This window comes from Halanaerobacter jeridensis (genome assembly GCF_016908315.1).
GTDB classification, from domain to species: Bacteria; Bacillota; Halanaerobiia; order Halobacteroidales; family Halobacteroidaceae; genus Halanaerobacter; species Halanaerobacter jeridensis.
The window spans coordinates 166,902-191,238 of the sequence record NZ_JAFBDQ010000001.1; the positions used below are offsets into that span (position 1 = coordinate 166,902).

Annotated in this window: 26 protein-coding genes; all 26 read left to right on the forward strand. The window is 33.2% G+C overall.

Going from position 1 to position 24,337, the window contains the following annotated elements; genetic code table 11:
* The first annotated feature begins 2 nt into the window (after positions 1-2).
* Positions 3-2,078 carry a flagellar biosynthesis protein FlhA gene (gene flhA, locus JOC47_RS00900; RefSeq protein ID WP_204700076.1) on the forward strand — a complete coding sequence of 692 codons (2,076 nt, stop codon included), beginning with the start codon at positions 3-5 and terminating at the stop codon, positions 2,076-2,078.
* Positions 2,079-3,200, forward strand: coding sequence for a flagellar biosynthesis GTPase FlhF (gene flhF, locus JOC47_RS00905; protein ID WP_204700077.1), 1,122 nt, complete (start codon positions 2,079-2,081; stop codon positions 3,198-3,200). It begins immediately after the preceding gene.
* Positions 3,197-4,090 carry a MinD/ParA family protein gene (locus JOC47_RS00910; RefSeq protein WP_204700078.1) on the forward strand — a complete coding sequence of 298 codons (894 nt, stop codon included), beginning with the start codon at positions 3,197-3,199 and terminating at the stop codon, positions 4,088-4,090. The genes flhF and JOC47_RS00910 overlap by 4 nt, the downstream gene beginning before the upstream one ends.
* 18 nt (positions 4,091-4,108) lie before the next feature.
* Positions 4,109-4,864 (forward strand): flagellar brake protein, encoded by a 756-nt coding sequence (locus JOC47_RS00915; RefSeq protein WP_204700079.1) that lies wholly within the window; start codon positions 4,109-4,111, stop codon positions 4,862-4,864.
* A 35-nt stretch (positions 4,865-4,899) separates the two neighbouring features.
* Positions 4,900-5,535: a chemotaxis protein CheC gene (locus tag JOC47_RS00920; RefSeq protein ID WP_204700080.1), complete on the forward strand. Its 636-nt coding sequence runs from the start codon at positions 4,900-4,902 to the stop codon at positions 5,533-5,535.
* On the forward strand, positions 5,525-6,010 hold the full coding sequence (locus JOC47_RS00925; protein WP_204700081.1) for a chemotaxis protein CheD: 486 nt from the start codon (positions 5,525-5,527) through the stop codon (positions 6,008-6,010). The genes JOC47_RS00920 and JOC47_RS00925 overlap by 11 nt, the downstream gene beginning before the upstream one ends.
* A gap of 379 nt (positions 6,011-6,389) precedes the next feature.
* Positions 6,390-6,797 carry a hypothetical protein gene (locus tag JOC47_RS00930; RefSeq protein WP_204700082.1) on the forward strand — a complete coding sequence of 136 codons (408 nt, stop codon included), beginning with the start codon at positions 6,390-6,392 and terminating at the stop codon, positions 6,795-6,797.
* 14 nt (positions 6,798-6,811) lie between these two features.
* Positions 6,812-7,600, forward strand: a complete 789-nt coding sequence (locus JOC47_RS00935; protein ID WP_204700083.1) for a FliA/WhiG family RNA polymerase sigma factor — start codon at positions 6,812-6,814, stop codon at positions 7,598-7,600.
* A 29-nt stretch (positions 7,601-7,629) separates the two neighbouring features.
* Positions 7,630-9,444, forward strand: coding sequence for a FapA family protein (locus JOC47_RS00940; protein WP_239550835.1), 1,815 nt, complete (start codon positions 7,630-7,632; stop codon positions 9,442-9,444).
* 15 nt (positions 9,445-9,459) lie between these two features.
* Positions 9,460-9,780, forward strand: coding sequence for a hypothetical protein (locus JOC47_RS00945; protein ID WP_204700084.1), 321 nt, complete (start codon positions 9,460-9,462; stop codon positions 9,778-9,780).
* Positions 9,781-9,795: 15 nt separating this feature from the next.
* Positions 9,796-10,311, forward strand: coding sequence for a DUF2802 domain-containing protein (locus tag JOC47_RS00950; protein WP_204700085.1), 516 nt, complete (start codon positions 9,796-9,798; stop codon positions 10,309-10,311).
* Positions 10,311-10,784: a hypothetical protein gene (locus tag JOC47_RS00955; protein WP_204700086.1), complete on the forward strand. Its 474-nt coding sequence runs from the start codon at positions 10,311-10,313 to the stop codon at positions 10,782-10,784. The genes JOC47_RS00950 and JOC47_RS00955 overlap by 1 nt, the downstream gene beginning before the upstream one ends.
* A gap of 175 nt (positions 10,785-10,959) precedes the next feature.
* The gene (gene rpsB / locus JOC47_RS00960) at positions 10,960-11,706 is read left to right on the forward strand and encodes a 30S ribosomal protein S2 (protein ID WP_204700087.1); all 747 of its coding nucleotides are present in this window, start codon (positions 10,960-10,962) and stop codon (positions 11,704-11,706) included.
* Between the two features lie 87 nt (positions 11,707-11,793).
* Positions 11,794-12,672, forward strand: coding sequence for a translation elongation factor Ts (gene tsf / locus JOC47_RS00965; protein ID WP_204700088.1), 879 nt, complete (start codon positions 11,794-11,796; stop codon positions 12,670-12,672).
* A 120-nt stretch (positions 12,673-12,792) separates the two neighbouring features.
* Positions 12,793-13,506 carry a UMP kinase gene (gene pyrH / locus JOC47_RS00970; RefSeq protein WP_204700089.1) on the forward strand — a complete coding sequence of 238 codons (714 nt, stop codon included), beginning with the start codon at positions 12,793-12,795 and terminating at the stop codon, positions 13,504-13,506.
* 15 nt (positions 13,507-13,521) lie between these two features.
* Positions 13,522-14,079: a ribosome recycling factor gene (gene frr / locus JOC47_RS00975; RefSeq protein ID WP_204700090.1), complete on the forward strand. Its 558-nt coding sequence runs from the start codon at positions 13,522-13,524 to the stop codon at positions 14,077-14,079.
* A 101-nt stretch (positions 14,080-14,180) separates the two neighbouring features.
* Positions 14,181-14,963 carry an undecaprenyl pyrophosphate synthase gene (gene uppS, locus JOC47_RS00980; protein WP_204700091.1) on the forward strand — a complete coding sequence of 261 codons (783 nt, stop codon included), beginning with the start codon at positions 14,181-14,183 and terminating at the stop codon, positions 14,961-14,963.
* A gap of 8 nt (positions 14,964-14,971) precedes the next feature.
* Positions 14,972-15,775, forward strand: a complete 804-nt coding sequence (locus tag JOC47_RS00985) for a phosphatidate cytidylyltransferase (protein ID WP_204700092.1) — start codon at positions 14,972-14,974, stop codon at positions 15,773-15,775.
* A gap of 20 nt (positions 15,776-15,795) precedes the next feature.
* A complete protein-coding gene (ytvI, locus tag JOC47_RS00990) occupies positions 15,796-16,857 on the forward strand; it encodes a sporulation integral membrane protein YtvI (RefSeq protein WP_204700093.1) in 1,062 nt (353 codons plus the stop codon).
* 35 nt (positions 16,858-16,892) lie between these two features.
* Entirely contained in the window at positions 16,893-18,053 is a 1,161-nt protein-coding gene (locus tag JOC47_RS00995; protein ID WP_369127952.1) for a 1-deoxy-D-xylulose-5-phosphate reductoisomerase, read from the forward strand.
* Positions 18,047-19,114: an RIP metalloprotease RseP gene (rseP, locus tag JOC47_RS01000; RefSeq protein WP_204700095.1), complete on the forward strand. Its 1,068-nt coding sequence runs from the start codon at positions 18,047-18,049 to the stop codon at positions 19,112-19,114. Before JOC47_RS00995 ends, rseP begins: the two co-directional genes overlap by 7 nt.
* A gap of 339 nt (positions 19,115-19,453) precedes the next feature.
* Entirely contained in the window at positions 19,454-19,870 is a 417-nt protein-coding gene (locus tag JOC47_RS01005; protein ID WP_204700096.1) for a hypothetical protein, read from the forward strand.
* An 85-nt stretch (positions 19,871-19,955) separates the two neighbouring features.
* The gene (locus tag JOC47_RS01010) at positions 19,956-20,525 is read left to right on the forward strand and encodes an HD domain-containing protein (RefSeq protein WP_204700097.1); all 570 of its coding nucleotides are present in this window, start codon (positions 19,956-19,958) and stop codon (positions 20,523-20,525) included.
* A gap of 5 nt (positions 20,526-20,530) precedes the next feature.
* Positions 20,531-21,580 carry a flavodoxin-dependent (E)-4-hydroxy-3-methylbut-2-enyl-diphosphate synthase gene (gene ispG, locus JOC47_RS01015; RefSeq protein ID WP_204700098.1) on the forward strand — a complete coding sequence of 350 codons (1,050 nt, stop codon included), beginning with the start codon at positions 20,531-20,533 and terminating at the stop codon, positions 21,578-21,580.
* Between the two features lie 224 nt (positions 21,581-21,804).
* Entirely contained in the window at positions 21,805-23,511 is a 1,707-nt protein-coding gene (locus JOC47_RS01020) for a proline--tRNA ligase (protein WP_204700099.1), read from the forward strand.
* Between the two features lie 142 nt (positions 23,512-23,653).
* The gene (locus tag JOC47_RS01025) at positions 23,654-24,328 is read left to right on the forward strand and encodes an MgtC/SapB family protein (protein WP_204700100.1); all 675 of its coding nucleotides are present in this window, start codon (positions 23,654-23,656) and stop codon (positions 24,326-24,328) included.
* Positions 24,329-24,337 lie beyond the last annotated feature (9 nt).

Genomic DNA, 24,337 nt, shown 5'->3' on the forward strand with positions numbered 1-24,337 from the left:
AATTGGCCTCATCTTTAGAAGGAACTAGTCTAGGGGCAATTAGTGAATATAGTGATTTGCTCTTTATAGCAGCTGTAATTATAGTAGTAGTTATGTTCATGATTCCGTTACCAACTTTTATATTAGATTTGTTATTAACTTTGAATATTAGCTTTTCTTTAACAATATTGATTTCAGCCATTTATTTGACTAATCCCCTAGAATTATCAGTGTTTCCTTCATTATTGTTAATAGCTACATTATTTAGATTAGGTTTAAATGTATCAACGACTCGATTGATTTTAGGACAAGCTGATGCTGGGCAAGTGATTGAAACTTTTGGTAATTTTGTAGTAGGAGGAAATTATATAGTTGGATTTGTTATATTTGTTATTTTGGTAGCAATTCAGTATATAGTAATTACTAAAGGTGCAGAACGAGTAGCAGAAGTATCAGCTCGTTTTACTTTAGATGCCATGCCTGGTAAACAGATGAGTATTGATGCTGACTTAAGTTCGGGTTTAATAACTGAAGCTGAAGCAAGACAGAAACGAGAAGAAATCAGACAAGAAGCTGATTTCTATGGTGCAATGGATGGTGCCAGTAAATTCGTTAAAGGAGATGCGATTGCCGGAATAATAATTACTTTAATAAATATTGTCGGTGGTTTAGTGATTGGTGTTATTCAACAGGGGATGTCTTTTACTGATGCTTTGACTACCTATACATTATTGACTGTAGGTGATGGATTAGTAAGTCAAATCCCTGCTTTATTAATTTCTACTGCTACAGGTATTGTAGTTACGAGAGCCGCTTCTGAAGGTAATTTAGGACAAGACTTTACTAATCAGATTTTTTCTCAACCGCGTACGTTGTTGATCGTTAGTGTTGTAATTTTCTTATTAGGGGGATTAACACCTTTACCCTTTATTCCTTTCTTCTTTTTAGCACTTTCAGCAGGAGCAATTGGCTATACTTTATATCAAGCTGAGCAAGAAGAAATGATAGAAGAGGAAGAAGAGGTGCAAGAAGAAGAAGCAGAAGAATATCGAGAAGAAGAAAGTATGACTGATTTATTACAAGTAGATCCAATGGAGGTGGAAGTAGGATATAATTTAATTCCTCTGGTAGTGCCAGAACAAGGAGGAGACCTATTGGATCGGGTATCAATGATTCGCCGTCAATGCGCTTTAGAATTGGGAATCGTAGTCCCCCCGATTAGGATTAGAGATAATATGCAGTTAGAACCTAATCATTATCGAGTTAATTTAAGAGGAGTAGAAATTGCTGACCATGAAATTTTAGTTGATAAATACATGGCAATGGATTCAGGAATGGCAACAGAAGAGATTCAAGGTCAAGAAACGACAGAACCAGCTTTTGATTTACCAGCTTTATGGATTAGTGAAGATGAAAAGGAAAAAGCTGAAATGGCAGGATATACAGTTGTAGACCCACCATCTGTAATTGCTACTCACTTAACTGAGCTTGTTAAAAATCATGCTCATGAATTGTTAAGAAGACAGGATGTGCAAGAACTAATTGATAATGTGAAAGAAGATAATCCAGCTGTAGTAGATGAATTAATTCCTGATCTATTAACAATTGGACAGGTGCAGAAAGTACTACAGAATTTATTAAAAGAGCGGGTTTCTATTAGAGATTTAAGTTCTATTTTAGAAGTATTAGCTGATCAAGCACATAATACTCAAGACGTAGCAGTTTTAACAGAATATGTACGCCAAGATGCATTGTCACGTCAAATTTCTAAGAAATATAAAGATGATAATGATAATATAAATGTAATTACTTTAAATCCACAATTAGAAGAACAATTATCTGATGCGATAGAACATACAGACCAAGGTTCTTATTTAGCACTGAATCCAGATTTTGCGCAGCAAATTTATAATAGTTTATCACAGCAAATTCAAACTATTAATAATCAGGGTTATGAGCCAATTGTAATTACTTCACCTATCTTGCGTTATCATTTTAAAGAATTAACTGAACAAGTAGCTCCTGATTTAGTTGTCTTATCGTATAATGAATTAGAATCTTATATAAATGTGCAGACAGTGGGGATGGTGAATGTATAAATGAAAGTAAAGAAATACAAAGCACCTACTATGCAAGAAGCAGTCTTAAAAGTTAAATCTGATTTAGGCTCAGATGCTATTATTTTAGATACACGTAAGTTTGAAGAAGGAGGATTTTTAGGTTTTTTTACTGATCAGGTAGTAGAAGTAATGGCTACTGTAGAAGGGAAAACAGCTAATTCTAATTCAGGGAATAAAACAAAAAATTCAACTGCTGATGAAGATGTAAAAAATAATTTGGAAGCTTTAAAAGGTCAGATGGATCAATTAGTGGGTGAAATAGATGAAATAAAAGATAAGAAGAATAATAGTTTTAATGTAGTAGGTAATTCAACAGCCCAAAGTTTGATTGAAAGTCTACTAAATTTGGGTTTTAGTTATGAGACTGCATGTCAATTGACTCAGAATGTATTTGAAAAGAATAATTCTTATAATTTAGATGAAGAAGAAATAAAAGAAAATCTACGTGAAGAGCTTGCTGAGTTGATGCAGCTTGAAAGTGAAAATAAAATTGATTTAGCTGAGCAAACTAAAGTTGTAGCATTAGTAGGTCCTACAGGAGTAGGTAAGACAACTACTTTAGCTAAATTAGCAGCTGATTTTGCTTTACAGCAAAATAAAAGAGTAGGTTTAGTGACTGCAGATACTTATCGAATTGCAGCAGTAGATCAGTTGAAAACTTACAGCGAAATAATTGATATTCCATTACAAGTAGCATTTAGCCCTCAAGAATTGGAGAATACAATTGAAGAGTATAATGAAAATTATGATTTGATTTTTGTTGATACTGCAGGTCGAAGTCAAAATAATGATATTCATATTTCTGAATTAAAAGGATTTGTTAAGAAGGATGTTATCGATCAAGTTTTCTTAGTGATTAGTGCTACAACCAAAACAGAGGATATGAAGGAAATAATTGAGGTTTATAGTCAATTAAATTTTGATAAATTTATTGTTAGTAAAATTGATGAGACTAATTCTTTAGGTGTTATTTTTGAAGCATTATCTTTAGCTCAAAAACCTATTTCTTATGTAACAGTAGGCCAAGATGTACCAGAAGATATTGAAATAGCAGATAATAAAAAATTAATTGATAATATTATTGAGGGAGTAAAATTATGAAAGATCAAGCTGAAAACCTGAGAAAAATGATCCAGCAAAAAAAGAATAACTCAGATTCTAGTAGTAGAGTAGAATCTGCTCAAAATAAGGTTGATTCTGCTCGAATTTATACTGTGACTAGTGGTAAAGGGGGCGTGGGCAAATCTAATTTCACAGCTAATTTAGCTTTAGCCTTGCAAGAACAAGGAGAGAAAGTAATTCTTTTTGATGCTGATTTAGGAATGGCTAATTTAGATGTGATTTTAGGTGTAACTCCAAATTATAATTTAAATCATGTTATTTCTGGAAAAAAAACGTTGCCGGAGATTATTTTAGAAGGGCCAAATGGTATTTCACTAATTCCAGGTGGTTCGGGAGTAGAAGAATTGGCTAACTTATCTAGATATCAATTAAATAATTTAATTGATAGTTGGAGTGAATTAGAAGAAGAGTATGATATTATTTTAATTGATACTGGAGCTGGCTTATCAAATATAGTGATTAATTTTATTTTAGCAGCTGATGAAACTCTTGTTATTTCAACTTCTGAGCCTACTTCTATAACGGATGCTTATGGTGTGGTTAAAGTATTATCTAACCATAATCAAAACCTTGATATAAAATTAGTTATTAATCAAGCTAGTGATAAAGAAGGAACTAAAATTGCTAATCGTCTAACAAAAACCGCTCAAGAATTTTTAGATTTAAATGTTGATTTATTAGGTGTGTTACCTGAAGATAGGTCTGTGATTAAAGCAGTTAAAAAAAGGAAACCATTTTTAATAGAATATCCAAAATCAAAAGTAGCTAAAAAAATAAGAACTTTAGGAGCAGAATTAATTGGCAAAGAACAAGAAGAATCAAAAGGATTTACTGGTTTCTTAAAAGATGTATTTGGATTCAGTAAGTAAAAAAGGAGGTTGCAACAGTTGAGACAGGGACAAAAGGTTGATGATTTTAATCTAAAAGAAAATTTGGAAATAAATCAAAGAGTAGAATTTGAGATTAAGAATGGAGAATATGAAGGAAGTTATCCTACTCAAGTAGTTGATATAATTAATGATAATAGATTTGTGATTAATGCTCCCTTTTCTAAAGGTAGAGTTATTAGAGCTTCTACTAATACTAGAGGTCAAGTTTCTATCAGAGGGAAGACTGCTCTTTATTCTATACCTGTTACTTTAGTTGCTAAAGACTTTGATTCTACTCATTTATTCATTGTAGAGCAAGCGGGGCAAGCACGTAAAATTCAAGAGAGAAGATATTTTAGATTAGACCTTTATAAATCAACTATGTTTAAACTAATTGGGGAAGAAAAGGATTTAGAGAAATTTGAAAATATTAATCCAGAAGATTTTATAGAAAGTCAGAATATAGATTTTGATGAACTAGAAACGAGAGAAATCCCAGGGATAATAGATGATATTAGTGCTGGAGGAGTAAAGTTGATCACGCAACACAAGTTAGAATTAGAGCAATTATTAGATTTGGATTTGAGCTTTGTAGGTTCTAAATTCACTTCAGTATTAGGGGAAGTAGTGCGGGTGGATAAAGTAGTTAAAGAGAATGATAAAAGATATGAAGTAGGAGTTGAATTTTTAGGTTTTGGAAGGTCGGAACGAGATGAGTTAATGAGTTGGTTATTTTCTAAACAGCGTGAGTTGAGAAAAAAAGGACTTATTTAATTTATCAAGAAGAATATTCAATAGAGGTGATAAATGTGAATTTGGATCAGAAATTGTCAGAACTAGGGCCAATACAATTAGATGCTTTAAAAGAAGTGGCAAGTATAGGGGCAGGTAATGCTGCTACTTCTTTATCAAATATGTTAAATGGTAAAATTGAGATGACTGTACCAGAAGTTAATATTATGCCAGTTAATCAAATCCCTGAAATAATGGGTGGGGCGGAGAATTTAATTATAGCTATGTTAGTAGAGACAGAAGGAGATATGGAAGGTGGAGTTTTATTTGCTTTAGATACTAAAGCAGCTAATAGATTAATCGAGTTATTAACTGGTCAATCAGCTAATATTGAAGATGATTTAGGTGAAATAGAGGCTTCGGCTTTAAAAGAAATAGCAAATATTTTAACTGGTTCTAATTTAAATGCTTTTGCTCAGATGCTTGATATGACTATTAAACCAGATGTACCTTCTCTAGCTTATGATATGGCAGGAGCAATTTTAGAGGTTTGCTTTATTGAATTAGGTCAAGTAGGTGATTATGGTTTAGTGGTTGAAACTGAATTTAAGAGTGATACAGCCCAGGGGATTAATGGTAACTTTTTCTTGATTCCAGATCCAGATTCTTTAGAAATTATGCTTAAAAAGCTGGGTGTTTTAGATGGGGAATAAGATCAGAATTAAAATGGCTGATTTAAATATTGGGAAAGATGGTGATATATTAATCACCTCTGGTCTCGGCTCTTGTGTAGGAGTTACGTTATATGATTCTAAAAGCCAAATAGGGGGAATGGCCCATGTGATGTTGCCTGAATTCCCTGAGAATAAAGATGATGGAAATCCAGCTAAGTATGCTGATACTGCTTTAGATATGTTAATTGATAAATTGAAGAAAGCAGGAGCAAGTAAGCGTAGATTTGAGGCTAAAATGGCAGGTGGAGCGCAAATGTTTAAATTTTCTAATTCTAGTGATAAAATGCGTATAGGTGCTCGTAATATTGAAGCAGTAAAAAAATATTTGAAAAAATCTAATATCCCAATTAAAGGATCTGAAGTAGGAAAAGATTATGGACGTACTATGGAATTTGATGTGGGAACAGGAAAAGCCACAATTAAAACTGTTAAAAAAGATGATATTATATTATAGCAAGTAGGCAACCCAGCAATAAAAGACTGCATATAGATTGCGCAGAGCATATAGCAAGAAGTAGAGTGACTAGGGCTACACGGAGTGTTTTCCGATTTTTGAAAACACGGAGGGCCACCAAGAGCGAAAGCTAAGTACTGTGGGCTACACGGAGAGTTTTGTTTTTTAAAACTCGTAGGCACTTAATCAGTTTTAAATATAGAGAATAGGGCTAAGAGTAATATTGCACCAGAAAGATTGTTGAGTAGCGTAGTAATGTTTTGAATTTATACACGGAGGATTAATGAGAGTGAAGCCAAGTCTAGGTTTGAAGTTCATATTATATTGCAATTATAAATTGTATATTTTTAATTAATCATAGTTAGGAGTGTTAATATTAGTGAGTTGGCTAGCAAAGAAGCTAATGATAAGTTTTGCAATTATAGCTATTATTTTAATTATTATTATAAGTATAGTGTTAGATTTTAGTTTACAAACTGTTTTAATTAGAGTTCTTGCTGGCAGCTTAATCTTTTCTATAATCGGTGGTATTTTAGGAGAAGTAATCTATCAAAATATAAATTCTGCGATTTCGCAAACTGATAGAAATTATAACTCCCAGCAAAGTTCTAATCCAGAAGCCGAGAATAATCAGATGGATAATAATAATCAAAATGATGAAGAAGATAGTGAAAATATTGAGCCATTAGAATTTGAAGAATTAGATGATGAAGCTAATAATGTAGTTAATAATATAGATGGAGAAGAAGGTGCAGAAATAGTAAGAGAAATGAGTCAAGATAATTAAGGAGGCCTAAATATATGGGAACTGATAATGAATTGACTGAAGAAGAATTATGGGCCAAGTATAAAGAAGATGGTTCCCAATCCGCTCGGGAAAAATTGATTTTAGATTATGTACCATTAGTCAAGCATATTGTAGGAAAAGTAATGATTAGTATTCCTGATAAATATAGTTTTGATGATTTAGTTAATTATGGAATTTTAGGATTGATGGATGCTTTAGAAAGATTTGATCCTCAACGAGGGATTAAATTTTCTACTTATGCTGTACCGCGGATTAAAGGATCAATTTATGATGAAGTTAGAAAAGATGATTGGGTACCACAATCAGTAAGAAAGAAGTCCAAGCAGTTTAGTACTGCTTTAATAAAATTAGAGAAAGAGTTGGGTAGAAAACCAACTGATGAAGAGATTAAAGAAGAACTTGATTTGAATTCTAAACAATATCAGAAGATGCTTTCTCAAATAAATATTCCAGAGAATATTTCTTTAGAAAAGATAATTTCTTTTAAAGATAATGATAAAATAACTATTAAAGACTTAGTGAAAGGTTCTAAAGAAGAACAGCCTGATCAAGTTTTTGATTATAATAAAATGAAAGAAGTTTTAGGAACTGCTATTGATAAATTACCTCAAAAAGAGAAATTAGTAGTTAGCTTATATTATTATGAAGATCTAACTTTACAAGAAATAGGCGAGATAATGGAATTAACTACTGCTAGAATATCTCAATTGCATACTAAATCAATTTTTAGATTACGTGGTTATTTAGGGCAAAAGAAAGATGTATTAGTTAAGTTTAGCTAAATAATATTCTATTGGGGGTAGGTATGATTATGGCTGAAAAGCTGGAATTTAAGGTTAAAACTAAAGATAAAGATGAAGCATTAAATAAAGCACAACAGCATTTTCAAAATAAAGTAGAACAGGAAATAAAAAAAACAGACATTGATGTAGAGTTGTTCGAAGAGAAGAGTGGATTTTTAGGGCTGTTTGGAGGAGAAAAAACTTATCAAGCAGTGATTGAAATTGAAGAGGAAGAAGGAGAAGATGGTGAATTTAAATTAAAATTTAAAGAAGATGGTATTTTCTTAGAAGTTCAGCAGCCAGAAGGTGCAGGAGATGAAGTGGAATTATCAGATGTTGAAGAAGTTTTGGGTGCTAAAGAAATAGAAGATGTAGATTATGGAGCTGTCAGTGAAGCTCTTACTTTAGATGGGGAAGAAGTTAAAATTGCTGAGCGAAAGCCTGAATTAGATAGAGACGCTAAACTAAATATAGAAATAAGTGATGATCAATTAACAGCTTATTTAAGCTATCAACCAGCTTTAGGTGGAAGTAATTATAGCTCTTCTGAAATATTAGAGGAAGTAAAATCAGAAGGAATTACTTATGGTGTTAAAGAAGAAGAGTTTCTAGATGTATTTGACCCAGAAACCGCCTTAGAAGAATTTAAGATTGCTCAAGGAAAAGAGCCAATTACTGGTGATAATGCAGAATTAGAGTTTAAATTTGATACTGAATCGGATACTAATAAAGTTAATATAGATGAAGACGGCAAAGCAGATTTTTATAATTTAGGTCGGATTGTCAATGTTGAAGAGGAAGAAGTGTTGGTCATTAAAAAACCAGCAACTGAGGGTACACCTGGTAAAAGCATTAAAGAAGAAGAAATCCCTCCTCAGCCTGGCGAAGATATAGCATTGCCAGCTGGTAAGAATGTCAAAGTTATTGAAGATGAAGATGAGCTTAAGTTAATTTCAACAATGGAAGGACAGGCCTCTTATGATGGTTCTAAAGTTAATGTAGATGACACTCATGAAGTTAATGGGAATGTTGATTTATCAACGGGGAATATAGATTTTAATGGTAATGTAATAGTTCATGGTGATGTCAAAGAAGGAATGGAAATTAAAGCTAAAGGAAGTGTGGAAGTTAAGGGTAGTGTTTATGAAGCAGATATAGAATCTGGAGGGCAAATAAGTATTAGAAAAGGATTTATTGGCTCTCCTAATAAAGGACTATTAGAGGCAGAAGGAAATATTGAAGTAAAATTCATTGAAAATGGAACAGTTAAGACCCAAAAAAATCTAGTAGTTAAAGATGCTATAATTCATAGTGATATAGATGTAGGAAAAGCTATTACCGTTGAACACGGCAAAGGATTGATTTCTGGAGGGACAGTAAGAGCTGGAGAAGAAATTATGGCTAAAGTTATTGGCTCTAATTTAGCAACTTCTACTACAGTTGCAGTTGGTATTACTCCTGAATTAAGAGATGAGTATCACGAAGTAAATGAAAAATTAGAAGATATGCAAGATGATCTTAATGAAACTGTTAAAAACATTAATTTGTTAAAGAAAGTAAAAAAACAACAAGATGGATTAGAAGAACGTAAAGAAATGTTGCTAAATCAATTAATTAGAAAGAGATATTCTTTGGCTAATGAACTAGAATCTATTAAAGAGAAGAAAAATGAATTAAGTGAAAAATTAGATAAACGTAAAGAGGGAACAATTAAAATAGAGCAAGAAATAAATCCTGGAGTTGTAGTTATGATTGGTACTTATAAACGAAAAATTGGTAAAAAGAATAGTAATGTTAAGTATTATTTACAAGAAGGAGAGATTAAAGCTACATCCTGTAATTGATAGGGGGGGATGATAATGGTAGATCCTATTAATCCTAAAACAATTATGTCACGGTCAATGGATCTCAGTAGCCTTGAACAAAATAAAAAAATGCACCCCGAAATTCAGCAACAACAAATTGCAGCGGATCAAGAAGAAAGATATGACCAACAACAAAAACAGGTTAATGAAACTGAAGAGAGCGAACACAAAAGAATTAGTGAAGAAAAAGAACAAGAAAAAAAACAAAAACAACAATTCAAAGAAAAGAAGGACCAAGAAGAAGCAGAAGACTCTGAATCTAATAGTAACAATGATCAAAAGACAGTTGGCCAGCATATTGATATAAAGGTTTGATTGGAGTTGATAATAGTGGAATATGGATTATTTAGTCTAGGAATACTAATAGTTGTAATCTCATTATTTATATCTTATAAACAGAATAATAATAGCCAAGATGATTATTATTTGCAGTCAGAGTTATTATCAGAAATAAGGGCTGTTAAAGACGAGTTAGAAGATAAATTAGATAATATAGAAGGGGAAAATTTCCAACAGGTTTTTGATCAGCAACGGGAACAAAATAATGCTAATCAAAACTTGAATTCTACCCTAGATAATATTGAAGATAGAATTATTGAATTAGAAGAAAAGATCGATCGTTTAGAAAGTAAAATGAATTATTCTTTATCCAATGCAGTTAGTTCAGCAGCAAATGAGACTCAAAATAAAGAAGAACAGGCTGAAGTTCAAGAACATCAAGCTTATCAGAAAATTAAAGAATTAGTAGAGCAAGGTTTATCTTTAGCTGAAGTAGCCCAAAAACTAGATATGGGAACTAGAGAGGTAAGACTGATTTGGAAGTTTAATTCGCGAGGTGAAGGGTAATGCTTAGAAATGTTTTATTAGGAATTGGAATTACTTTAATTATTATCTCTTCTATTTTAATGGTGACTGATTTAACGATTGGTAATGAACAAACTTCTATTAAAAGTAATAAATTATCTCGCCAAGAAATTATAACAGAAGCTAGAAAGTTTGGTATGTCTTTTGCTGGTCAAGAATATTATAATAAACATCAGCAGGATTTATCTTTAAATCAGACAACTACTTTAAGCCTTCCTGAAGCCACTTCGTCTTCATTGTCTACTCCTACATCGATAAGTATTAATATTCCTTCTGGGATTTCAAGTCGTGAAGTGGCTGATCTATTATTAAAGAAGAAATTAATTAAAAACAAAAAAAGCTTTATTCAACTGTTGACAAAGTTTGATTTAGAAAATAAAATAATGGCTGGGAGATATAAATTTACAGCCGATGTTTCTCCCTTGACGGTGCTATTATCTTTAACAGGAAAATAAGTTAAAAAAATAGTTACAAATCTTGATATTGTTTTTTGCTTGTGGTATACTACATATTGATGTGTGGAAAAAATTATTAGCACGCACATTTCTGGACCTTGATAAAGGTGCCTAATACTGGTCTTATCAAGGGATGAAGGGAATGGAGGTTTAAAACCAAGAGGAGGTTTTGTTAATGGGTGTAGTAACTATGAAAGAGTTGTTAGAAACAGGAGTTCATTTTGGACACAGGACAAGAAGATGGAATCCGAAGATGGAAGATTATATCTTCACGGAAAGAAATGGGATTTATATTGTTGACTTGCAGCAGACTATGTCACTAGCAGAAGAAGCTTATAATTTTGTTCGTGACCTAGCAAGTGAAGGTCAAAATATTTTATTTGTTGGAACTAAGAGACAAGCTCAAGAAACAATTGAAGAAGAAGCACAAAGATGCGGTATGCCGTATGTTAATGAAAGATGGTTAGGTGGAATGTTAACTAACTATCAAACAATCAAGAAAAGAATTGACCGTCTAGATGAAATTGAGCAGATGGAAGAAGACGGTGTTTTAGAAGTTCTACCAAATAAAGAAGCATTAGAATTAGAAAGAGAACATGAAAAATTACAGAGATTCTTAGGTGGCATTAGAGATATGAATGGTTTACCTGATGCTATCTTTGTAGTAGATCCTAAGAAAGAAGAAATTGCAGTTGCAGAAGCTAATAAGTTAGGTATTCCTGTTGTAGGAATTATCGATACTAATTGTGATCCTGATGTGATTGATCATGTGATTCCAGGTAATGATGATGCTATTAGAGCAGTTAAATTATTAACTGGACTTATGGCTGATGCTGTTTTAGAAGGAAAACAAGGTGAACAAATTCAACAAGAACAAGAAGCAGAAACTGAAGAAGATGTAACTGAGGAAGACGAAGAGTAATTAAAAAAATTAGAGGCGTGAATTAAGGGGGGAGATTCTATCTCTTATGCAGCGCCTTTTTTTCAACTACAGGGAGGTTTGAAAAAAATGGGAATTTCTACAGCTGATATTAAAAAATTAAGAGAAAGAACGAGTGCAGGAATGTTAGATTGTAAAGAAGCATTAACAGAAACAGATGGTGATCTTGAAGCAGCAGTTGATTATCTAAGAGAGAAGGGTATGTCTTCTGCTGATAAATCAGATAGAGTTGCTGCTGAAGGACTAGTATCTGTAGAGAAAGAAGATGATACTGCTGTAATTGTTGAGATTAATTCAGAAACTGATTTTGTTGCTAAAAATGATGAGTTTAAAGAAGTAGTTAATGATGTAACTGATCATATTTTGATGGAGCAGCCTGATTCCGTTGATGCAGCGTTAGAACAAGCACTAAAAGGAGACGGAGAAAAGGTAGATCAATATCTAAAAGAAGCTATTACTCAAATTGGAGAGAAAATCACTCTAAGAAGATTTGAGATTTTAGATAAGAATGCAGAGCAAACACTTGCTACTTATTTACATATGGGTGGCCAAATTGGAGTAGCTGTATTATTAGAAGATGCTGATGAAGAGTTAGCTAAGAATGTAGCTATGCATATTGCTGCTGCTAATCCAGATTACTTAGATAGAGATTCAGTATCAGAAGAAGAAGTAGAAAAAGAGAAGAAGATTTTAAGAAAACAAGCTGAAAAAGAAGATAAGCCAGAGCATATTATTGATAAAATTGTTAATGGCCGTCTTGATAAATTCTATCAGAATAATTGTCTATTAGAGCAAGAATATATTCGTGATACTGATTTAACTATTAAGGAATTAATTGCAGAACAAGATGCTGAAATTGTGAAGTTTGTTCGTTATGAAGTAGGAGAAGGTATTGAAGTTGAAGAGGAAGACTTTGCTGAAGAAGTAATGAATGAGGTTAACAAGTAAAGAAACTAAGCAGTAAAAAAGAGAACACGGGGGTGTTCTCTTTTTTTTAAGAAGAAGCATAATTTTTTTAGAGAAGAATAAGCTTTGACTATATCTAAAAATGAACTGGGGGTTGCATTAATGTCTGAAATTGAATATTCGCGAGTGATTGTGAAATTAAGTGGGGATGCTTTGTCAGGAGAAAAAGAATACGGCATTGACCCTCAATTTATTAACTCAATTGCCGAAGAACTTAAAAGTGTTGTAGAAACAGGTTTAGAATTAGCTATTGTAGTAGGCGGCGGAAATATTTTCAGAGGAGTTGCTGGTAGTGCTAAAGGTATGGACCGTGGTACTGCTGATTACATGGGAATGTTAGCTACTGTGATTAATGCTTTAGCTTTACAGGACGCAATAGAGAAATTGGATGTTGAAACTAGAGTCCAAACAGCAATTACTATGAAAGAAGTAGCAGAACCTTATATCCGTAGAAGAGCTATGAGGCATTTAGAAAAAGGTAGAGTAGTTATTTTTGCTGCGGGAACTGGAAACCCATATTTTTCAACTGATACTACAGCAGCTTTGCGTGCTGCAGAAATTAATGCTGATGCTATTTTAATGGCTAAAAATGTTGATGGAGTTTATGATTGTGATCCTGACCAAAACCCTGATGCAGTTAAATATAAGGAACTTAATTATATTGATGTTTTGAATAGAGGTTTAGGAGTTATGGATTCAACAGCTGTTTCATTATGTATGGATAATAAAATTCCATTAGTTGTATTTGGTTTAAAAGAGTTAGGCAACATTAAAAAAGTTGTGACTGGTGAAGAAATAGGAACTTTTGTTAGATAAAGGGAGGGTTATTTAATGATTAAACAAGTAGAAAAAGAAGCTAGGCAAGATATGGAAGAGGCATTTGATGATGTGAAAAAGGAATTTAACAAGTTGCGAACTGGTCGAGCTAGACCTGCTTTATTAGATGGGATTAAAGCTGAATATTATGGGCAGTATACTCCTATTAATCAGATGGCTAAAATTTCTGCGCCTGAAGCAAGACAATTAGTAATTAGCCCTTATGATAATAATGTACTAGAAGACATAGAAAAAGCTATTCAAAAGTCTGATTTAGACTTAACTCCTAATAGTGATGGTGATGTAATTAGAATCAATATCCCTCAGTTAACTGAAGAGAGAAGAAAAGAATTAGCTAAAAAAGCTAATGATAAAGCTGAGGATGGTCGAGTAGTAATTCGAGAAATCAGACGAGAAGCTAATGATGAATTAGAACAATTAGAAGCAGCAGGGGAAATCTCTGAAGATAATTATCACCGTGGGTTAGAGAATATCCAAGAATTAACGGATAAGTATATTGAAAAAATTGATACTTTACTAGAAAACAAAAAAGAAGCAATTATGGAAGTTTAACTAATAGCTGAAAAGAATTAGTTTGGGGTTAATTATAAAATATACCCTGCTTACCCCCTCTATGATTGAGGGGGTAAGCTTGTAAATGGGGAGATGATTTTATGTTGAAATGGATAAAAAAGATATTGCAAAACAATGAAGAAGGTCAAGAAGAAGTTGATATAGAAATTAATAAAGAAGAAGTACCTAAACATATAGCAGTGATTATGGATGGGAATGGTCGTTGGGCTGAAAAAAAAGATTTAGTACGGACTCAAGGGCATAAAAAAGGTGTTAGCACATTAAAGAAAATAGTTAAATTAGCTAATCAATTAGGGGTTGAATATTTCACTGCTTATGCTTTTTCTACAGAAAATTGGAAGCGTCCCCAAGAAGAAGTAGAGTTTTTAATGGATTTATTTAAAGAAGTTTTTGCCCAAGAACTCGAGACTTTTAAAAAAGAAAATATAAAGGTTAATATTATTGGATATAAAGATAGGCTTCCGCAATCAGTTAGTAAAAAAGCCAATAGATTAGTTGCTGAGACAAAAGATAATACAGGATTAGAGCTTAATATTGCTTTGGATTACGGGGGGCAAGCTGAAATAGTTGAAAGTACTAAAAAGATAATTGAAGATGTACAGGCAGGTAATTTAAGTACTGCTGAATTAACAGAGGAAAAATTTTCTGATTACCTGTATACTGCGGGGCAAAAAGATGTTGATTTGCTGATTAGACCAGGAGGAGAAAAAAGAATTAGTAATTTTTTGCTGTGGCAAATTGCTTATTCAGAGTTGTATTTTACAGCTACATATTGGCCTGATTTTAAGGAAGAAGAATTTAAAGCAGCAATTAAAGAGTACCAAAAACGAAATCGTCGCTTTGGGGGAATTAAAGGAAAGTAGGTGATAGTATGTTAAAATATAGGATTTTAAGTGCATTAATTGGAGTTCCTATATTAGTTTTAATTTTTCAAATGGGTGGTTGGTTATTTTTAGCTTTAAATTTAATTGTAGTAACTTTAGGATTAGTTGAATATTTTAAATTAGCAGAGAATAAAGGAGTTAAGGTTAATAAATTTTTAGGGATTATATTTGCTATAGTTTTAATTACCGTGACCTATCTAACAGGAAAAGCAGAATTTTTATATGGAACATTAATTTTAGGATTGATAATTATATTATTAAAACAGATTTTAGTTAAAATTAATGAATCAGCTATTTTTTCTACAGCTGTGACTTACTTTGGAGTTTGCTATATAGCTGGTTTGTTTTCACATTTAATTTTATTATATAATTCCGAAATTAGTCTGCAAAGTGGAAGGTTAATAGTATGGATTCCAATTTTGGCTACTTGGTTTACAGATACAGGAGCTTATTTTGTGGGACTTAGTTTAGGTAACAAGGCTTTAGCGCCTGAAATCAGCCCTAAAAAGACTATTGAAGGTGCAGTTGGAGGATTAGTTAGTTGTATTTTAGTGACAGTATTGTTAGCTTTATACTTTAATATTACTTTATATCATGGAGTTATTTTAGGTATTTTAATTGGTGTTATAGCTCAATTAGGTGATTTGTCTGCTTCGGTCTTTAAACGAGATTCTGAGATTAAAGATTCAGGAGATATAATCCCGGGGCATGGTGGAATTTTAGATCGGATTGATAGTCTGTTATTTGTATTTCCAGTAGTTTATTATTATTTACAGTGGTTTGTTAGTTAACCCTGGGTAGGGAGGAAAAAATGAAAGATATTTATAAAATAGGTTTAAGTGTGATAGGATTAATTATAGGTAGTATTTTTATTTTAAAGTATGCTGTAGCCTATTTGCTCCCGTTTGTGATTGGAATTTTAATTGCTAGTTTAATCGAACCTTTAGTTAATGTACTACAGAAAAAAGCCAATTTTTCACGAGGTGTATCAATTGCTGTAGTATTGTTAATTATGATTGTTATAATTAGTCTGTTTCTTACTTTTACTGTTTCGAGACTATTTATTGAATTAGATAAATTAGTGCATGAGTTCCCATCTTACCAAACGATTGGTAATAACTTTAGTAACTGGTTTCATCAGCGTCACCGGGAATTTAGTTCTTTAGCTAAAAATTGGGAAATACCGCAGCCGATGCAGGAAACTATTAATAATAATTTTCAGCAGATTTATGATCAATTCAGAAGTTGGATTCAACAATTAGTAACAATGTTGTTGAAATTAATTAAAAGATTGCCTAAATTGATAACAATATTATTGATTAGCTTGATTGCTACTTTCTTTATTAGTCGCGATAAAAGTATGATTTTAGAAACCTGTTTAGCCCCTTTTCCTGAAGAGTGGGAGAAAAAAATTACTAAGTTACAAGAAGAAATCATTAGTGCTGCTGTTGGTTTTATTAGAGCCCAGATGATTTTAATTTCGATTACAACTTTGCTTTCAATTGTAGGTTTATTGATTTTAGGCAGTAATTATGCTTTAGTAGCAGGATTAACTGCTGGAATATTAGATTTGATTCCTGTGATTGGACCAGGAATGGTGTTTATGCCTTGGATTATTTATAATTTTATAGCAGGTAATTCTTCTTTTGCATTGAGTTTGCTTTTATTATATATTATTATAACAACTGTAAGGCAGTTATCTGAAGCTAAGATAGTGGGAGAAAGTATTGGAGTTCATCCTTTAGCTACGTTGGTTGCTATGTATTTAGGGATTCAATTATTTGGGATTAGCGGTGTCTTTATTGGCCCTGCAGTAGTAGTAGTTTTAAGAGCGGTCTTTAAAGCAGATATAGTTTCATTTGTTACTTCATAGAAATTTAATTAATCGTTAATAGGAAGCGGGGATAAATCATGAAAAAGATTTCAATTTTAGGTGCGACTGGTTCAATTGGAACCCAGACTTTAGAAGTAATTGATTATTTGGAAGAAGAAATTTCTGTAACAGCAGTTACTGCTAATAATAGTGTTGATTTATTAGCTCAGCAGGCACAAGAATTTGATGTTGATTATGCTGTAATTATGAATCAAGACCATCAGGAAAAATTAGAGTCATTATTAGCAGGAACTCAAACTAAAGTATTAAGTGGATTAGAAGGTATTTTAAAAGTTGCTACCTTAACGAATATAGATTTAGTAATTAATTCTTTAGTTGGTTCAATTGGAGTACGACCGACTTTAGCTGCAATTAGGGCAGGTAATGATGTTGGTTTAGCTAATAAAGAAACCTTAGTTACAGCAGGGCAGTTAGTGATGTCTGAAGCAGATGCTCATGATGTTTCTATTTTACCTGTGGATAGTGAGCATAATGCTATTTTTCAAGCTTTAGAGGGTAATCAAAGAAAAGATGTAGAGCGGATTATATTAACTGCTTCAGGAGGACCATTTAGAGAGACAAGTGCTGAAAAATTAGAAGAAGTAACAGTTGATGAAGCTTTAGATCACCCTAATTGGGATATGGGTGGTAAAATTACTATTGATTCAGCAACTTTGATGAATAAAGGATTAGAAGTTATTGAGGCAAAATGGTTATTTGATTTAAAATTTGACGATATAGATGTAGTAGTTCATTCCCAGAGTATAGTTCATTCTTTAGTAGAGTATGAAGATCATTCTACTTTGGCAGAATTGGGAATGCCGGATATGAAGGTGCCAATTCAATATGTATTAACTTATCCTGAACGGAAAAGTAATGAGTTAGAAGCTTTGGATTTGGCTCAAATTGGTGAATTAACTTTTGAAGAGCCGCGAACTAATTCATTTCCTTGTTTAGAATATGCTTATCAAGCAGGAAAAGCTGGGGGAACTATGCCTGCTGTGTTAAATGCGGCTAATGAAGTTGCAGTAGCAAAGTTTTTGCAAGGAGATTTAAAGTTTGTACAGATACCAGAAATAATTGCTGAAGTAATAGAAGAACATCAAGTTATTAATAAACCGGAATTGGAAGATATTTTGCAAGCGGATAAATGGGCAAGAGAGATTGCAGAGAAAGTGGGGGATCAGTGTTGTTAACAACAGTTGTTTCTTTTATAGTAGTTTTAGGTGTATTAGTATTTTTTCATGAGTTTGGCCACTTCATGGTAGCAAAGTGGTCTGGAGTTAGAGTTGAAGAATTCGCTATTGGTATGGGCCCTCAAGTATTGGGGACAGAGTATGGAGAAACTGTTTATTCTATTAGAGCTTTTCCTTTAGGTGGTTTCTGTAAATTAACTGGGGAAATGCCGATGGATGACGAAATGGATGAGGAAGAAAAAGAAATATATTTAGAAGCTAAACGAAATAATAAATGTTTCTTCCAAAAATCAGTTTGGAAGAGAATAGCAGTAGTGATTATGGGACCAATTATGAACTTTTTATTAGCTGCTTTATTATTTGCGTTAATTTTTGGTCTTTATGGTCAGCCAGTTGATACTCAAGATCAAGCAGTTATTGGTCGAGTGTTACCGCAACAACCTGCTTATCAAGCTGGAATAGAAGAAGGAGATCAAGTTTTAGCAGTTAATGGACAGTCGGTCAATTCTTGGAATCAGTTAGCAACAAAAATTAATGAACATCCTGGTGAAGAAATTAATTTACGAATTAAACGCGGTGATGAGGTTATTAATATCTCTGTGAAGCCGAAAATAGATAAACAATCTGGTCGCGGTTTAATTGGAATCACTCCAATAATAGAACGACAGAAAGTTGGATTTTTAAAAAGTGTATGGTTAGGAATAAAACAGACAGGAATGTATATCTATGCTATTGCAGTAGGGTTATGGCAGATGATTACTGGTCAGATGTCAGCGGATGTTTCTGGTCCTGTAGCTATAGCTAAGATGGTCGGTCGGGCTAGTAAAACTGGTCTATTAAGAGTTTTAGAATTAGCAGCTTTGATTAGTGTTAATTTAGGTTTTATGAATTTGCTCCCAATTCCAGCGTTAGATGGAGGTCGCCTAATATTTTTAGGTGTAGAAGTTGTGCGGGGTAAATCAGTGGACCCAGAAACAGAAGGGCGAGCCCACATGGTTGGTTTTGTATTATTGATTTTGTTATTATTGGTAGTAACATTTAAAGACCTTTTCATGGGATAGTGTAACCTAGCAAAAAAACACTGCATATAGATTGCGCACTTTATTAGCTCTAAGCAGAGTGACTAGGACTACACGAAGGGTCTCATGATTTTTTGAGACCCGGAGGGGTCAATGAGAGCGCAAGCTAAATGAATTAAAAAACTCTAATAGCAAAAAAACACTGCATATAGATTGCGCACTTTATTAGCTCTAAGCAGAGTGACTAGGACTACACGAAGGGTCTCATGATTTTTTGAGACCCGGAGGGGTCAATAAGAGCGAAGCTAAATGGCATAAAAATTGCTAATGTTCTTATTTAAACAGATGATTAGTATAATTTGTATTAAGAGGTGAATTCAAATGGCAAAACAGCAAAAGAGACGAGGAAGTAAGTGGTTAGATCCAAATAAAGTGGATGGTAGACATGAAGATAGATATTGTCATCGTTGTGGTAAAACAGCTACTCAGGTTAGAATTTTGAAACATGAAAATTTATGCGAAGATTGTGTAGAAGAATTGCGACAAAAGAAAGAAGGAGATTATGCTTGTAAGGGTTGCGGTAAAGTTGCTCCGCAGCAAGTTAAAGAAAACGATGGTTACTGTAAAGATTGTATTTGCAAGATTTGCGGAGAACCTGATCCTAAATTTGTTCATAAACATGGGTTTTGTGAAGATTGTTTTGAGTTGATGGGTACTAATTGCCGTAAATGCGGTAAAGAAGCCCGGGCTCAAGTGCAGCTCAATGATGGGTTATGTGATGACTGCGCAAACAGCTAAGTGCTCAGCGCACTTAGCTGTTACGTAGGGGTTTAAATTTTATATTTTTTATTCGTCATGTTGTTTGTTGTAAGGAGGGATTGTAATGGAACAGTATGTTACCTTAGAAACATTGATGTCTGATAGTGTAGCTAAAAAACATCTACCGAAAGCAGGTTATGCTCACTGTATATCAGTAGCTGAAAGTGCTTATGAATTAGCAGTAGAAAGAGATGTCTGTGCTGATTTAGCTACTAAAGCTGCTTTGTTACATGATATAGGTCATACTATTTGGGAACATCAAGGTGAATGGGATTATGAATCATATAGTGAGTACGATATTCATACTATCAAAGGAGCCGAAAGATCTCATGAACTTTTGACTTTAAAAGGTGAAGACTTAGGTAAGGCACGTGAAATAGCTTTAGCTATTTTATTTCATAGTGATTCAAGTCAAGTGAGTGCTCATGTAGATTTAACTCCTTTGCAGCGTTTAGTAGCTGATGCAGATAATATGAATAAAGAAGAACAAGGAGCACATCATAATCAAGAGATAGAATTTAATGAAGCATTACAGCGGGTTAGAAGATTAGATATGTTAGTTTATCGTCATATAAAAACACAACAATCTTGTGTAGAATGTAAATTTAAACAAGAATGTAATTTAAGTAGGTGAATAAAATGCAAAGAAGATCTACTAAATCAGTAACAATGGGTGATGTAAAAATTGGGGGCCAAGCGCCTGTATCAGTGCAGTCAATGACTAATACTGATACTAGAAATGTGACAGAAACTGTAGCCCAAATTAAAGAATTAGAAGATGCTGGTTGTGAATTGATCAGGGTTGCTATCCCTGATCATGAAGCAGCTACTAAAGTTGATCAAATTAAAGCTCAAATTGATATTCCTTTAATTGCTGATATCCATTTTGACCATCACTTAGCTCTAGAGGTTTTAGAGCGCGGGATAGATGGTTTAAGAATTAATCCTGGCAATATCGGCGGAGAAAAAAATGTGAAAGAGGTTGCTGAAAAGGCTTTGGCCAAAGATGTACCAATTAGAGTAGGGGTCAATGGTGGTTCACTAGAAAAAGAACTGCTCGAAAAGTATGGACACCCCACTGCTGAAGCAATGGTAGAAAGCGCCCTGAATAATATTAAATTATTAGAGAAATATAATTTTGATGATATAGTTATTTCACTTAAAGCTTCTGAGGTACCGATGACCTTAAAGGCTTATCAATTGATGGCTGAAGAAGTAGATTATCCTTTTCACGTGGGAATTACTGAAGCAGGGACTGTTAAGTCAGGAACGATAAAGTCAGCTGTCGGAATCGGTAGTATCTTGGCCCAGGGATTAGGGGATACTATTCGTGTTTCCTTAACTGGGAATCCGGTTGAAGAAATTAGAGTGGTTTATGAAATTTTAAAGTCTTTAAATTTACGTGATAAAGGCGTTAAAATAATTTCATGCCCTACTTGTGGACGATGTGAGATTGATTTAGTAGAGATTGCTAATCAGGTAGAAGAGGAAATTTCTGATATTAATAAATCAATTGAAGTAGCGATTATGGGCTGTGTAGTCAATGGCCCCGGTGAAGCCAGAGAAGCGGATATAGGTATTGCTGGCGGTAAAAATGAAGGGCTTATTTTCAAAGATGGTGAATCATTAAGAAAGGTTGCTAGTGATGAGTTAGTAGCTGAATTGGTTGATGAAATTAAGGAATTGTAAAGAATCATTTATAGTAATCAGTGATGAGAGAAGAGTGATGAGTAGAAAATCAAAAACAAAGTCAAAACCAAGTTCAAAAGTTATCGTTGCAAAGTGTGTATTTTGTGGGTTTTATGGTTTTGACTCATTACTGATTACTTTTTACTCGTTACTATATATAGAGTAAACATAGTTTTTATAAAATTTAATTTAAAAAGCTAAATCTACATAGGAGGAATATAAAAATGAAATTATCACAAATGTATATACCAACTTTAAAAGAAGATCCAGCTAATGCAGATGTAGTAAGTCATAAATTAATGTTAAGATCGGGAATGATGAGAAAACTAGGTTCAGGAATTTATACTTTCTTACCTTTAGGGCAGCGTGTAATTAATAAATTTCAAGCAATTGTTAAAGAAGAGATGAACAACTCAGGAGCGCAGGAAGTTTTATTACCAGCTCTGCAGCCAGCAGAGTTATGGTCGGAGTCAGGAAGATTAGAAAATTATGGCCCAGAGTTAATGAGATTAAATGATCGCCATGAGCGAGAATTTTGTTTAGGGCCAACGCATGAAGAAGTTATTACAGATTTAGTTAGAGATGAAGTTAGGTCTTATAAAGATTTACCGATTAATTTATATCAAATTCAGACTAAGTATCGTGATGAAATCAGACCTCGTTTTGGAGTTTTAAGAAGTCGAGAATTTATTATGAAAGATGCTTATAGTTTTGATATCGATGAAGCAGGTTTAGAAGAAAGTTATAACGATATGTATGATGCATATGAGCGTATTTTTGACCGCTGTGGATTAGAGTATAGAGCAGTTAAAGCTGATACAGGGACTATCGGTGGAGATGATTCGCATGAATTTATGGTTTTAGCTGATGCAGGAGAAGATACAGTAGTTTATTGTGATAGTTGTGATTATGCTGCTAACTTAGAATTAGCTACTGCTAAAGTAGAAGCAGAAAAAGCAGATGAAGAACTAGAAGAATTAGAATTAGTAGATACTCCAAATAGTAGTACAATTGCTGAGTTGATGTCTGAATTAGATTTAGCAGCGGAAAAAATGATTAAAGCTGTATTATATGAAAATGATGAACAAGTAGTATTGGCCCTAGTACGAGGAGATTATGAAGTAAATGAAATCAAATTATCAAATTTATTTGATGTAGTTAATATAGAATTAGCGGCTGAAGATAAATATGAAGAATTAGATACAGTTAAAGGATATACTGGACCAGTAAACCTAGATGATGTAGAAGTGATTGCAGATGAATTAGTAATGAAAGTAGTTAATGGTGTCACAGGAGCTAATCAAAGAGAAAAGCATTATTTAAATGTAAATCCAGGGCGCGATTTTGAAGTTGATCAAGTAGCAGATATTAGAACTGTTAAAGAAGGGGAGACATGTCCTGAATGTGGAGGAACTTTAGAACAAACTCCAGGTATTGAAGTAGGACAGGTCTTTAAATTAGGTACTAAGTATAGCGAAGCTTTAGATGCTACATTTTTAGACGAAAATGGTAAACCACAGCCTTTAGTTATGGGTTGTTATGGGATTGGTATTACAAGAACTATTGCTGCTGCTATTGAACAGAATCATGATGACTATGGAATTAAATGGCCGACTGCTTTAGCTCCATTTACTGTTCATCTATTACCTTTAGGTGGAGGCGATGATGTAGAGAATAAAGCTCAAGAATTATATCAAACTCTAAATGAGGCTGGAGTTGAAGTTTTATTAGATGATCGTAATGAACGAGCAGGAGTAAAGTTCAATGATGCTGATTTAATAGGTAGTCCAATTAGAATCACAATTGGTTCTCGTTCTTTATCAGATGGAGAGTTAGAAGTGAAATTAAGACAATCAGATGAAGAAATGAACATTGATGCAGATAATTCTATAGCAGAGATCAAAGAATTAATTGCAAATGAAATAAAATAAGAAGTGATCAGTAAAGAGTAAAAAGTAAAGAAGTAAAACAGTAAGATAGTGAGACAGTAAAAAATAAAACAATAAAAGGCAAAAAATACTAAATTAAATAACTGATATGTTGTTTACTGTAATTTGAAATTGAGGTGGGGGAATGACTTATCAACAAATAGCTATTAGATTAATCTTAGCTTTTTTAATGGGCGGATTAATTGGTTTAGAACGAGAAAGAAATTCACGACCAGCAGGTTTCAGAACTAATATTCTGGTATCTGTTGGTTCGGCTTTAATTATGATTGTTTCTATTAAATTATTTTTAAGTTTTCCTGATTCGGCAGGGCAGATTGATCCGGGCCGGATAGCTGCTCAGGTAGTGAGCGGCATTGGTTTTTTAGGTGCGGGGACAATTATTAGAGAACAGTTTTCTGTTAAAGGATTAACTACTGCTGCCAGCATGTGGGCGTTAGCTGGAATTGGTCTGGCATTAGGAGCTGGATTTTATGTAAGTGGTATTTTAGTTACGGCAATGGTAATTATAACTTTAACTATTTTGAATAGATTAGAAGATAATTTTTATAAAAAGAATTTGAATTGGAAAATAAATATCAAGGTTTTTGACCAACCAGGATTTTTAAGTAAGATCGGAGAAAAGTTTAATGAAAATAGAATTTCAATTAAGAATGTAGGAATTAAACCTTGTTATGAAGAGGCGGAAGTGATTATTGAGTTGGAAGTAAAGACATTTAAAGATGTGGAAAGAAATGAATTGATTACACATTTAGCTCAATTAGAAGAAGTCTCAGAATTAGAAATTGAAGCAATTGATTAAAGGAGAGAT

Bases quoted from the DNA above. Each gene is read 5' to 3' on its own strand.
- JOC47_RS00985 (WP_204700092.1), top strand. From the start codon at position 14,972: ATGTTAAAATATAGGATTTTAAGTGCATTAATTGGAGTTCCTATATTA.
- ispG (WP_204700098.1), top strand. From the start codon at position 20,531: ATGCAAAGAAGATCTACTAAATCAGTAACAATGGGTGATGTAAAAATT.
- flhF (WP_204700077.1), top strand. From the start codon at position 2,079: ATGAAAGTAAAGAAATACAAAGCACCTACTATGCAAGAAGCAGTCTTA.
- JOC47_RS00940 (WP_239550835.1), top strand. From the start codon at position 7,630: ATGGCTGAAAAGCTGGAATTTAAGGTTAAAACTAAAGATAAAGATGAA.
- JOC47_RS01010 (WP_204700097.1), top strand. From the start codon at position 19,956: ATGGAACAGTATGTTACCTTAGAAACATTGATGTCTGATAGTGTAGCT.
- JOC47_RS00955 (WP_204700086.1), top strand. From the start codon at position 10,311: ATGCTTAGAAATGTTTTATTAGGAATTGGAATTACTTTAATTATTATC.
- frr (WP_204700090.1), top strand. From the start codon at position 13,522: ATGATTAAACAAGTAGAAAAAGAAGCTAGGCAAGATATGGAAGAGGCA.
- JOC47_RS00945 (WP_204700084.1), top strand. From the start codon at position 9,460: ATGGTAGATCCTATTAATCCTAAAACAATTATGTCACGGTCAATGGAT.
- rpsB (WP_204700087.1), top strand. From the start codon at position 10,960: ATGGGTGTAGTAACTATGAAAGAGTTGTTAGAAACAGGAGTTCATTTT.
- uppS (WP_204700091.1), top strand. From the start codon at position 14,181: ATGTTGAAATGGATAAAAAAGATATTGCAAAACAATGAAGAAGGTCAA.
- ytvI (WP_204700093.1), top strand. From the start codon at position 15,796: ATGAAAGATATTTATAAAATAGGTTTAAGTGTGATAGGATTAATTATA.
- JOC47_RS00935 (WP_204700083.1), top strand. From the start codon at position 6,812: ATGGGAACTGATAATGAATTGACTGAAGAAGAATTATGGGCCAAGTAT.
- pyrH (WP_204700089.1), top strand. From the start codon at position 12,793: ATGTCTGAAATTGAATATTCGCGAGTGATTGTGAAATTAAGTGGGGAT.
- JOC47_RS01005 (WP_204700096.1), top strand. From the start codon at position 19,454: ATGGCAAAACAGCAAAAGAGACGAGGAAGTAAGTGGTTAGATCCAAAT.
- JOC47_RS00910 (WP_204700078.1), top strand. From the start codon at position 3,197: ATGAAAGATCAAGCTGAAAACCTGAGAAAAATGATCCAGCAAAAAAAG.
- JOC47_RS01025 (WP_204700100.1), top strand. From the start codon at position 23,654: ATGACTTATCAACAAATAGCTATTAGATTAATCTTAGCTTTTTTAATG.
- tsf (WP_204700088.1), top strand. From the start codon at position 11,794: ATGGGAATTTCTACAGCTGATATTAAAAAATTAAGAGAAAGAACGAGT.
- JOC47_RS01020 (WP_204700099.1), top strand. From the start codon at position 21,805: ATGAAATTATCACAAATGTATATACCAACTTTAAAAGAAGATCCAGCT.
- JOC47_RS00925 (WP_204700081.1), top strand. From the start codon at position 5,525: ATGGGGAATAAGATCAGAATTAAAATGGCTGATTTAAATATTGGGAAA.